Here is a 10,399-nt window from a genome sequence, read left to right as displayed (position 1 = left end):
GAGGTGAAGCGCCGCATCCGCTCCGTGGGCGCCTTCCCTGACCGCGCCAGCGCGCTGCGCCTCATCACTGCCGTCGCCCTGGAAGTCACCGGAGTCTGGGACGACCGCCGCTACCTCGACATGTCCCTGCTCAAATCAACCCCAGACACCACCGCTGCTTGATGCCTCCAAGGAGCCTTCCTCCCCCGAACCCCCTCCGAACCAACTACACAAGATTCGGGACTTGACTCCGACCCTGTCCGACTGGACCTCCTCCCGACCGGCGCCCGCAGCCTCCAGCAGTACGCCCGGCTGCCGCCGACGCCCGCGGCGACGAGCGACAAGAAGCACCCCACGGAGGCCGCCTACCGAGTCATGGCCCGGGAAGATTGCGCGCAACATCTCGGCCCGGTTCGAGCTTGGTCAGCTCAGCAAGAGCCGGGAGTGCCGGGACGTCGTGGTCGAAGCCGCCTGATCCCGGCGCGAGGGGCGCGTGCGGACCCACGCGGTCCGCTCACCCAAGAGAAGGCGGAGCCGGAGGAGAAGAGCCCGTCGTTTGTCGCGACGGTGGAGGAGCCGAAGAAGGAGTGCACGCCACGATTGGACTGGGCGGGGCTGCTACGCAGGACGTTCGCGCTGGACGTGTGGGCCCGCGTGAGGTGTGGCGGCAGGCCTCGGGTGCTGGCGTACCTGACAGCTCCCCGTGGGGTGAGCGCCATTCTGGTGCACCTGGGACTGCCCTCTGGGCCTGCGCAGCGGGCCCCAGCACAGGGCCCACCTCGGTTGGCGTGGTGGTGAAGCTCCAGCAGTCGCCCTGCTCCTGAAGCTCACTCCCCTGCTGCCCCCTTGCTGGAGGGGCGTCTGGCTTGGCGTGTGCCCAAAGCTGGCTGCACCGCCTCTTCCTCTGCTTGGCCCACAGCTCCGCGGCACCCGTCAGCGGCCCTCCTCGACCCCTCCGCATCAGCACTTACCCTCAACAACCCTCCCATTCGTCCTATGCGTCGTAACCCCGCGAGAACACGGGACCGTAACTTTTGGGCGCGGGCCGGGTTCATGACTCCAGACGCAGACAGCCGGCACGAACCGGAGTGGACACATGAAGAAGCACATCCTGGCGGTGGTGATGGGTTTCGGGCTGATGGTGGCGCCGCCGGCGAGCGCGGCGAAGGCGGAGCGCCGGCAGGCGACCCAGCAGGCGCGCATCATCGACGGCGTGAAGAGTGGGGAGCTCACGGGGCGCGAGGCGGTGCGGCTGGAGCGTCAGCACCACGCCATCCAGCGGGAGCTGCGTCAGGCGCGACGCGACGACGGTCGCCTGGACGCGAGGGAGCGGGTGCGAATCAACCGCGAGCAGAACCGGCTCGACCGCCGCATCGCCCGGCAGAAGCACGACGCGCAGTCGCGGTAGTCGGGGGGTGCGCTAGCATTGGCGGCTTCTCGAGAAGAGGGGGGAGCTGTCATGCGTGCGTGGTTCATGGGCCTGTGTCTGCTGGTCGTGCTGGGGAGCGCCCGGGCGGAGGCGAAGAGTGTCGCGCTCATCTGGAAGGGGGCGAAGACGCAGGCGGACGTGGAGGCGCAGCGCTCGGCGTGGAGTGGTATCGAGGCGGTGCTGGAGAAGACGAAGCTGGAGCTGCCCCAGGGGTATCCGAAGCTGGTGCGCAGCGACACGCTCGCGGGGCTGAAGCCGGGCTTCTGGGTCTGGCTGGTGGGCGTCTGTGAGGCCGCAGACGCGGCGAAGGTGCTGGAGCACCTCAAGGCGCTGGCGCCGGATGCGTACTCCCGCGAGGTGGAGGTGGAGGCGGTGGACCGCCAGTGCCCCAGCGCCGAGGGTGAGCCGCTGGTGGCGCGCGACGAGAAGCTGGCGCTGCCGAAGGGGTTGAAGCTGCGCGTCTTCACCCAGGACGAGAGCGGCGCGCCCGCTCCGGACGAGGAGTTCGGGGACACCTTCACGCAGACCCGCTACTTCTTCCTGCTGATGGGGAAGAAGGGCGAGCTGCTGGGCTCGGCGGACGCGGTGGGCGAGGAGGACTTCACCGGGGACGTGCGCCAGGGGCCGTCGGGGTATCGCTGCACGCTGGAGGGAGTGACGCGCTCTGGAGCGAGCTCGCTGGTGCTGACGCGGAGCTGCAGCGCGGGCGCGGCGGAGTGTGGCTCCGTGGCGAGCGGCGATGACGTCACCACGGTGACGGTGAAGGGCGACACGCTGACCAGCGTCACCAAGCGCCGGAACGAGCAGCGGGCGGAGTGCGACTGAGCCTGCTCGCGGGTGCGCGGTGAAGTACAGGGGACGCCGGGTGCTCGGGTGAGCGCCTCGGCGTCCCGGGTGTTTCAGGGGCGCAGGTCGCGGGGGCCTTGGCGCGGAGGATCTTCATGAACTCGCGCATCCAGGCCGGATGGTCGGGCCAGGCGCGGGCGGAGACCCTGCGTCCGTCGACGACGGCGGCGGAGTCGACGAACTCCGCGCCTGCCGGTGAACTCGGCGTTCGGCAAGCTCACGCAGAAGCCGCTGCCGGCGCCCATCCTCCAGGGGGCCTTCTCGCGGCTGCAGCCGAGCCTGGACCCGGTGTCCTCCGCGCTGAACACCGCGGCGCACCACGCGAAGGACGTGGGCTTCATTCCTTCCGCGGACCTGAGTGGCTTCGTGGACCTCAGCGCGCTGGATGAGGCTCGAAGGGGTGGCGGGGCTCCCGCGTCGAAGTGAGCGGGCCCGTCACTCCCGGGCGAGCCTGGCCAGGGGGCCCAGGGGCATGCGGCTTCGCGCGGACCGGGCGGCGGCCAGCTCGACGGATTGCCTCCGGGTGAAGGCGAACGGGTGGACCACGTGCGCCCCCCGGGTCCGCAGGGCCAGCTCCAGCGAATGTACGGGGCGACGGCGCATGGGGCCATCCGAGAGCGCCGACAGCAGCGCGCCTTCATCGAAGGGCTTCCCGCCGAGGTAGCGGACGTCCGCCGCGAAGTCCTTCCTCGCGTCTCGCCACCAGCCCGCGAGGGAGGGGTACACGGGCACGGGGAGAGAATCCTCGGGCCTGGGCACGAGGCTTTCGTCCAGGTCCTCTTCGTCGAGAGGTGGCAGCGCGTCCTCGTCCTGCGTCGGCGCCACATGAGGACCTTCGAGGGTGACACCGGTGATGGCGGCGAAGGCCTCCGCCGCGAGCCGGGCCACTGGGGCGGGTTGTCCGCACAGCTCCAGGCAGGCCTCGGCCGCGGCCTTGTGCCCGCTGAAGCCCAGGGCCCAGAGCGCCTCCGCGCGGGTCTTCTCGTCCCCGGTGAGCGTGAGCAGGTGCCGCAGGTCCGCGTCCTCTCCGGCCAGGGCGAGCAGGACGAGCGCCTGCCGGGTGTACGGACCGCTTCCGCGGGCCACTTCGCGGCACGCGCTCCATGCCGTGCGGGAGCCGGATTGCAGGCCGCACCTCACGGCTTCCCAGTGCACCTCGGGGCGCGGGTCGGCGAGCCAGCGGGAGAGCTCTCCTGGCGGCAGCCCGGTGGTGCTCGTCGCGAGGATTCGGAGCGCGGAGGCCACGACGCTCGCGTCTGGATGCGAGAGCCACTCGAACGCGAGCTCGGGGCGGGCCGCGCGGCGAGAGGCCAGGACGTCCAGGGACAGCGCGACGCAGGGAGCCTCCAGGGTGCCCAGGCGAGCGAGGAGCAGCGGGACCCAGGACTCGCCGAGGCTCGACTCCAGGGCGCGCCCCAGGGCGTTCTTCACGGGCCTGGGAGCCGTGGTCAGGCGCTCCAGGATGGCGTCGAGCGCGCGCGGTGGCGCCTGTTCGAGCGTGACGAACGCGGCGGTGAAGACCTCGCCAGGGTCCTCGCCTTCGAGGGCGGGCCACAGGAGGGCCTCGGCCACGGACTCGCCGCCGAGCATCAACCCGTCCAGGTGCGCGAGCAACCGCTCCTCGATGACAGCGACGTCTGTCAACGTGAGGCGCGCATCGTGGAGCAGGGCTTCCCAGCGCTCCCAGAGGAAGGACGCCTCGTGGAGGTGCTCTTCCTTGATGCTCTCGAGCCACATGGCGGTGCCCTCGGTTGATTTGAACGGTGCCACCCTTGATGTGATTGACGCCGGTGTCGTGAGTCTCCAGGTAGATGCCCTTCAGGACCACCTTGCCATTGCGCCGCAGGGTGATGCTGGCTTCCCCGCAAAGACTCTCATGATGCACCAGCCCCCCAGCGCGGGAACTTCGCCGTAAAAACAGACACCAGCAACTTTCCCTGACAAGGTCAATGGCCCCCGCGTCCAGGGCGCGCATCGTGGGTTTCCCTTATCGTTGCATCCTGGGCGACTGGCTATGCTCCGTCACGATATTCCCCTCTTCGATGTGTCCGGTGAGCCGATGTGGTCGCTCAACAACCGTACTTCGTACTCGGTGGGGAAGAACTGGATTCGAGACAAGATCGGCGCCCATCACTGGTTGGTGGCGGTGAAGGCCACATTCCAGGTGACATCGGAAGGACGACTCTCCCTCGCCGACACACAGGCGCCGCCGCTGCTCACCCCGCTCCACCGAGGGGAGCCTGGCATGTCCAGCCTGCGGGCGGACTCGGACTTGCTCGCCATCAAGCCCGCGACGGATGTGCTGGTGGAGGCAAGCGCCCATGCCCCGGGAGGAGCACCGGCGACGCGCGTCCCTGTCGCATTGAGGGTCGCGGAGCTCCACAAGGCGCTCGTGGTGCACGGGCCCCGGGTCTACGAGAAGGGCTTCACGGGCCTTTCTCCCTCGAAGCCGCGCCCGTTCACCGAGAGCCCCATCGTCTATGAATGGGCTTATGGCGGACAGGACCTGAGGGACCCGGCGGTGCGCGGGCAGCGCTTCGACTCGCGCAACCCCGTGGGACGGGGCGTGGCCTCGAAGCCAGAGCGGCTGAAGGACCAACCCGTCCACACCGTCGAATATCCCGATGGCGACTTCACGCGACGAGGCCCCGCGGGATTCGGGCCTATCGACATGAGCTGGTCTCCCCGCCGTGAGTTGGCGGGGACCTTCGATGAGGCCTGGGAACGAGAACAGCGGCCCCTGCTTCCCGTCGACCATGACGAGCGCTTCGCCCTCGGCGCTCCCCACGACCAGGGATTGGGGCGCTTCCTGCGGGGCGGTGAGCGTCTGGAGTTGATGAACCTGACGCCTCGCGGCGTGCTGCGCTTGGAGTTACCCAAGCTGTACTTCGTGATGACGACCCGGTTCGGAAGCCGCGCCCGCGAGCACCGCGCGCGCCTGGCAACCGTTCGAGTGGATGCGCACCAGATGCTCCTGGAGATGGTGTGGCAGAGCGCGCTGCGTGTCTTTCCCAGGGAGGTGGACCTCCTGGATGAGACCCGCATCCGGGAGAAGCCTTTCCTCACATGAGCGCCTCCGTGCACATCGTCGCCGTCGCTGCGCGAACACCCGTGGGGCTCACCGCGGAGGAGAGCGCCGCCTCCGTGCGCGCGGGCATCAGTCGGCTCCAGTTGCATCCCTTCATGGTGAATGGGCTCGGCAAGCCCTTGCGCTGCGCGCGGGACGGTTTGCTCGAAGCCGGGACGCAGGGCCTCTCCAGGTTGAGGGTGCTGGCGACGGCCGTGCTTGAGGAGCTGAGGCGAAAGCTTGGCACCCTGGAGGCACCACGCCTCCTGCTCGTACTCCCGGAGTCACGACCTGGGTTCTCCGAGGCCGATGCCCTGTCCATGGTGGAGGCGCTGACTTCTGACCGAGGCACGGGGTCGTGGTCTCCGCGCGTCGAGCTGGGCGGACGGGGCCACGCGGGGGTGCTCCAGGCGCTCGAAGTGGCGGAGCAACGGCTCATCTCGGGCAGCGAGGAACTGAGTGTGGTGCTGGGCGTGGACAGCTATCACGATGCGGACTCGCTCGATTGGCTTGCGTCCCAGTTCCGCTTGGCAGGGGAGGGAGCACGCACGGGCTTCATTCCCGGGGAGGCGGCGGCCGGGCTCGTCCTGGCTCGCTCCTCGCTCCAGCGGAAGCTGGGCCTCGTCTCGCTGGCGCGGGTGCGTGGCGTTGGCACCGCGACCGAGACGCGGCTCATCCATGGGGATGAGGAGGTGCTGGGCAAGGGCCTGGCCCGAGCCATCCAGGGCGCGACCCGCGGGCTGAAACTGCCGGACGAGGCGTTGGACTCCGTGTACTGCGACCTCAACGGCGAGCGGTACCGAACCGAGGAGTGGGGCTTCGCGCTGCTACGGACACAGCGCGTGTTGAGAGATTCGTCCTGCGTCGCACCCGTCGATTGCTGGGGGGACGTCGGAGCGGCCTCGGGTGCGCTGTCGTGCGTGCTGGCGACGCAGGCATGGGCGCGGAAGTACGCGAAGGGCCCCAGGGCACTCGTCTGGGGTGGCTCGGAGAGCGGCTTGCGAGCGGCCGCGGTTCTCGAATCCAGCTCGGACCCGGCGAGGCGCGCATGAGCGTCCTGGTGAATGCCCCGAAGACCCCTGTCACGAAAGGCAGCTCCGGAACCGCGACGGCGACGCTGCCCAACATGTGCAAGATGCCGGGGCCGCCGGCGCCCTTTGTTCCCACGGTGCTGCCCAACACGGGCAAGAGCGGGGAGTCGCCCAAGGGCTACTCCACCTCCGTCACCATCAAGGGCGATGCCATCGCCATCAGGGGTGCCAGCTTTGGCTCCTCGGGGGACTCCGCCAGCAAGGGCACGGGCGGCGGGATGGCCTCCGCAAACACCCATGGGCCCACGAAGTTCCTCGGCCTGGGTTCTCTCGACGTCAAGGTGGAGGGCAAGAACGTCCAGCTCCTCGGCGACCCCATGCTGAACAACTGTGGTCCCGGTGGCTCGCCCGCGAACGCGGCGACCTTGTCGGGCCTGGACCAGGCGTCGGGGGGCGCGGAAATCCTGATTGCCCTGGAGGATATCGGGAAGGAGTGTAACGAGAAGATCAACAGGGAAGCGGGTTTCCCCCCACCCGAAAAGCCCTCGGGTCGCATCTGCACGAAACTCGGGACCTTGAAGCACGCATGCTGCGATGCGGCCATCAAGGATGCCAACAATGCCAAGGTGAAGTCAGAGGTCCCCCTCAAGAAAGATGGGACACCTCATCCCCATACACGGGAGGATGCGCTGGCTGCGGGAAGGGAGGCCGCCGCGTTGAACCCTGTTTCTCCGAAAGCCGCCTTCTGCAAGGCCTTCTTCGCGAAGCTGCCTCCCATCAGCCTTGACGCCGTCATCCTTGACGATAGCGGAAAGATTGCCAAGGTCTACGACTATAAATTCAACTGCAAGGACCAACCCAAGATGTCCAAAACCCAGAAGGAGAAGTACAAGACCGCGACGGGGATGGAACCCACTCTCCTTCACTTCTGGTGACGCAATGTCCGAGCGAGTTCGACTGACCCGTGACGGTCGTGGGCTATTTCTTCGAGATAGCTTCATCATTGTCTTCTATTGCAAGAAACCCTTCGGAGATTTGGCATCTGCCTTTGGACAGGCATTCGGACATTGGCTGGAAGTCACTCCAGAGGAGGGCAGGAAGTGGGCATCCGTGGGGGCGAATTCGGATTCCTACAAACCACTGACGCCCCAGAGACTCGCTGCCGCCCGCAGAGAGCTCGACCCGGCCAAAGCCCTCTCGCGCGAGCTGTCCACGTTCGACCTGGGGGGGCCCGAGAGCATCAATCCCGACCACTTCTTCACGTGCCTGGGCTTTCGCGAGGCCGTTGGGCAGAAGGTCTCCTACCTGGAGGTTCGCCTACCTCGGGCTCCGGAGACTGATGCAGAAATCCAGGCAGCGCGGGCACTCGCCAAGCATCTGGGCAGCCTTGTTCCCTACTCGAGTGGCTATGCCTCCCCCGCCCTCACCTGGGGAGTGGAATCTCAACAAGCATGGTATTCCCTCGAGGCGGGCAAGCTCGCCTTCCGGCATCCGGGCTATGATGTCCCGAACAGCGCGAACACTTGCTACGACCTCGGCGAGAAGCTCCGCGGCGCCTACTGGCTCAACTTCATCGGCCCCGCGGCGCTCGAGGCCCTCGGCGGGGAGAAGAAGCTCCGCGCCACGCTCGACGCGAGCATCGGCATCGAGCAAGTCGGGCACGGACTCATGCTCCAGGCGGGCCCGAAGCCCGAAGTCGGGGACGTGAATCGCCAGGAGAACCTCCCCCTGCTCCGCTCACTGGCCAAGACGCTCGAGCCGGTGTGCCTGTTCACCGGCAACTCCCTCGAAAACAACTTCATCGAGCAGGGTGACAGCGAACGGTGGCTGAGGCGCCACCTGGACTGACCCCATGCTAGCCACTCCCTACGCTCTGCCTTTCGTCTTCGAGGTCTCCCCCAGAAATCCCTGGGGAGCCCCGCAGCCCGTCGACCTCGTCCTCGAGGCCGTCCAGCCCTTGAGCGCCAAGGACGCCGAGCGCCTCCAGGACAACGTGTTCCCCTTCTGGTTGCTCGCCTCCGGGGGCGCGCTCTCCCTGGGAGCCCCAGGCGCGCTCGGGCCCGAGCCGGCACAGCCCACGTTCAGCAAGACACCTCAATCGGCGCGGTTCATCTTCGACAAGTGGGCGCTCAACGAGCGCGCGAGCCACTGCCTTTTGTGCCTCCTCCTGGCCGCCCATTCCAGCGTACCGCTGAAACGCGTGCGCCTCGCCACGGCGGGAGATGCACCGCAGCCGGTCCGCGTCGACCCGAAGCTCACCGACCCCTATCCCCGGGCCTCACCCAAACAGCCCTTCTCGTGGAACATCGAGGACTCCGAGAGCGATGTCCGGGAGCTGCACATCACCTTCGCGCACCCCCTCTCCACCGAGCAGCAGGACATCGTGTCCACCGAGCTGAAGTCCTTCGGCGCGGCGCTCGCCTCCGGTGCCTACGGCGTGGCCCCCGTGGCTCCGGAGGACTGTGGCTGCCTGCCCTCCGAGGACGTGGAGATTTCCGGCAACGAGGTCCACTGGTCGCTGGAGGATTGCCGCTTCCACCCCGACGCCCTCGAAGGACTCATCGGCGTGTGCGCGGCGCTCCATCAACGCGTCGCCCCCATTCTCGACGTCACCATCGACTGAACACAGAAGCGCTCAGTGCCCCAGGCTGTCCACGCCGCGTAGAGGACGCATCAGCGCGGTGATGAGCCACTCCCGCCGCACCACGAACTCAGCGGTCCCCGTCATTCCCGGGCGCAGCTTCGGCGTGCCCCCCGCTGTCGAGCGCGGTGCCTCCGCCACTCGCACGTTCACGCGATAGGGCGCGGCCCCCAGCGTGTCCTCCTGCCTCCGCCTGGTGTCCGCCGCCATCTGATACAGCGCCCCCGGCAACACGCCGAAGTCCTGGAAGGGATACGCGTCCAACTTGATACGCACTGGCTGACCGTCCCTCAACCTCCAACCGCGCCGCCTCCAACCGCGTCTCCGCCAGATCCCCCTCGTAGCGCGCCAACTCCACCTTCGCCGCCGACAGCTCCGCACCGTCCGCCAGCGCAGCCACGCGCGCGTCACCCTCCAGCCCTCGCTGCTCCAGCTCCAGCCGTCCCAGGCTCGCCTCCAGCTCACGAGCGGAGGCCTGTGCCGCCACGACCTGGGCCCGCGCGACCTCCGCCTGCGACGCGGCATTCTCCGCTTCCACCGTCGCGACGAACTCCTTCTCCCGCAGCTGCTCCGCGCTCCGCGCATCCCGCGAGCGCACCCCCGCCTCCTGCTCCCGAGCATGAATGAGCGCTCGCGCCGCCTCCAGCCGCGCCACCGTCTCCACCGCCGTCGCCTTGCGCACGCGCACCTGCATCCCGTACGCCTCCGTCCGCGAGGCCACCAGCGACTCCAACATCGTCACTCGCGAACGCGCCGCCGCCACCTGCTGCTCCAGCAGCCGCACCCGCGCTCGCATCTGCGCGTCATCCAGGCGCAGCAACACCTGCCCCTGAGTCACCGCCTGCCCCTCGCGCACAACGATGTCCACCACCACGCCCGAGCGAGGCGCCTGCACCCGCGCCGTCTCGCCCACGGGCGACACCACCGCCTGGGCTCGCACCACCACGTCCAGTTCCACGAAGAACAGCGCGACCAGCCCCAAGATGAACAGCGCCGCCGACGCGACATACAACCCGCGCATCACCCGCCGCGTCCGAGGGGAGTCGAGCATGGGCAACAGCTCCCGATAGGAGTCCTCAGTCACCGCCATGAGGCCCCTCCGCTCCCTGGCGCTTCCAGTTCGGCGTCGCCTGCGCGAGCGCGCTGGACAGCTTGCCCTGCGCCGACATCAGCGACTCGTGCGTCCCCATCTGCGCGATGCGGCCCTCGTTCATCACCACGATGCGGTCCGCGTGCTGCAACGTCTGGAGCCGGTGGCTGATGATGAGCGTGGTGCGTCCCCGAACGATGTCTCGCAACCTGTCGTGGATGGCCTGCTCGGCCAGCGGATCCAACGCCGCGGTCGCCTCGTCGAATGTGGCCCTTCACCCGAGGCAGCTCCAGCACCGCCGAGGCACGCTTGTCCC

13 protein-coding genes and 1 pseudogene are annotated in these 10,399 nt (G+C 68.3%); 11 read left to right on the top strand and 3 right to left on the bottom strand.

Annotated elements, in window-relative coordinates:
• The 4 genes from G4D83_RS44890 to G4D83_RS44865 form a co-directional block, all read left to right on the top strand.
• Window positions 1–162, top strand: a 162-nt coding sequence (locus G4D83_RS44890; protein WP_205522868.1) for a transposase, incomplete at its 5' end; no start/stop codon positions are given.
• 913 nt (window positions 163–1,075) lie between these two features.
• Window positions 1,076–1,387, top strand: coding sequence for a hypothetical protein (locus G4D83_RS44880; protein ID WP_163871120.1), 312 nt, complete (start codon window positions 1,076–1,078; stop codon window positions 1,385–1,387).
• A 51-nt stretch (window positions 1,388–1,438) separates the two neighbouring features.
• Window positions 1,439–2,233, top strand: a complete 795-nt coding sequence (locus G4D83_RS44875; RefSeq protein ID WP_163871119.1) for a hypothetical protein — start codon at window positions 1,439–1,441, stop codon at window positions 2,231–2,233.
• Between the two features lie 216 nt (window positions 2,234–2,449).
• Window positions 2,450–2,680 carry a hypothetical protein gene (locus G4D83_RS44865; RefSeq protein WP_240357185.1) on the top strand — a complete coding sequence of 77 codons (231 nt, stop codon included), beginning with the start codon at window positions 2,450–2,452 and terminating at the stop codon, window positions 2,678–2,680.
• A gap of 9 nt (window positions 2,681–2,689) precedes the next feature.
• On the opposite strand, the gene G4D83_RS44860 is transcribed toward G4D83_RS44865, so the two are convergent.
• Window positions 2,690–3,991 carry a TIGR02270 family protein gene (locus G4D83_RS44860; protein WP_163871118.1) on the bottom strand — a complete coding sequence of 434 codons (1,302 nt, stop codon included), beginning with the start codon at window positions 3,989–3,991 and terminating at the stop codon, window positions 2,690–2,692.
• Between the two features lie 277 nt (window positions 3,992–4,268).
• On the opposite strand from G4D83_RS44860, the gene G4D83_RS44855 reads away from it, so the two are divergent.
• Genes G4D83_RS44855 through G4D83_RS44835 form a run of 5 tightly spaced genes read left to right on the top strand, consistent with a single transcriptional unit; the run spans window position 4,269 to window position 8,975 of the window.
• Window positions 4,269–5,324 (top strand): DUF2169 family type VI secretion system accessory protein, encoded by a 1,056-nt coding sequence (locus G4D83_RS44855; protein ID WP_240357184.1) that lies wholly within the window; start codon window positions 4,269–4,271, stop codon window positions 5,322–5,324.
• Window positions 5,321–6,373: a hypothetical protein gene (locus G4D83_RS44850; RefSeq protein ID WP_163871117.1), complete on the top strand. Its 1,053-nt coding sequence runs from the start codon at window positions 5,321–5,323 to the stop codon at window positions 6,371–6,373. The genes G4D83_RS44855 and G4D83_RS44850 overlap by 4 nt, the downstream gene beginning before the upstream one ends.
• Window positions 6,370–7,287 carry a PAAR-like domain-containing protein gene (locus G4D83_RS44845; RefSeq protein WP_163871116.1) on the top strand — a complete coding sequence of 306 codons (918 nt, stop codon included), beginning with the start codon at window positions 6,370–6,372 and terminating at the stop codon, window positions 7,285–7,287. Before G4D83_RS44850 ends, G4D83_RS44845 begins: the two co-directional genes overlap by 4 nt.
• Window positions 7,288–7,291: 4 nt before the next feature.
• Window positions 7,292–8,200: a type VI immunity family protein gene (locus G4D83_RS44840; RefSeq protein WP_163871115.1), complete on the top strand. Its 909-nt coding sequence runs from the start codon at window positions 7,292–7,294 to the stop codon at window positions 8,198–8,200.
• A 4-nt stretch (window positions 8,201–8,204) separates the two neighbouring features.
• Window positions 8,205–8,975: a hypothetical protein gene (locus G4D83_RS44835; protein ID WP_163871114.1), complete on the top strand. Its 771-nt coding sequence runs from the start codon at window positions 8,205–8,207 to the stop codon at window positions 8,973–8,975.
• A 144-nt stretch (window positions 8,976–9,119) separates the two neighbouring features.
• Here G4D83_RS44835 and G4D83_RS47425 read toward each other — a convergent pair.
• A pseudogene (locus G4D83_RS47425) lies at window positions 9,120–9,518 on the bottom strand (hypothetical protein); the annotation flags it as partial.
• Between the two features lie 98 nt (window positions 9,519–9,616).
• Between G4D83_RS47425 and G4D83_RS47420 the strand changes: the two are divergent.
• The gene (locus G4D83_RS47420) at window positions 9,617–9,826 is read left to right on the top strand and encodes a hypothetical protein (protein ID WP_476703759.1); all 210 of its coding nucleotides are present in this window, start codon (window positions 9,617–9,619) and stop codon (window positions 9,824–9,826) included.
• Window positions 9,827–9,853: 27 nt separating this feature from the next.
• Window positions 9,854–10,063 carry a hypothetical protein gene (locus G4D83_RS47415; RefSeq protein WP_476703758.1) on the top strand — a complete coding sequence of 70 codons (210 nt, stop codon included), beginning with the start codon at window positions 9,854–9,856 and terminating at the stop codon, window positions 10,061–10,063.
• Window positions 10,064–10,069: 6 nt separating this feature from the next.
• On the opposite strand, the gene G4D83_RS44825 is transcribed toward G4D83_RS47415, so the two are convergent.
• Window positions 10,070–10,327: a hypothetical protein gene (locus G4D83_RS44825; protein ID WP_163871112.1), complete on the bottom strand. Its 258-nt coding sequence runs from the start codon at window positions 10,325–10,327 to the stop codon at window positions 10,070–10,072.
• Window positions 10,328–10,399: the final 72 nt, after the last annotated feature.

This window comes from Myxococcus eversor (assembly GCF_010894455.1).
In the GTDB taxonomy this organism is placed as follows: domain Bacteria; phylum Myxococcota; class Myxococcia; order Myxococcales; family Myxococcaceae; genus Myxococcus; species Myxococcus eversor.
Note: the sequence above shows the minus strand (reverse complement) of the source record. Positions and strands in the feature narration are given on the sequence as shown.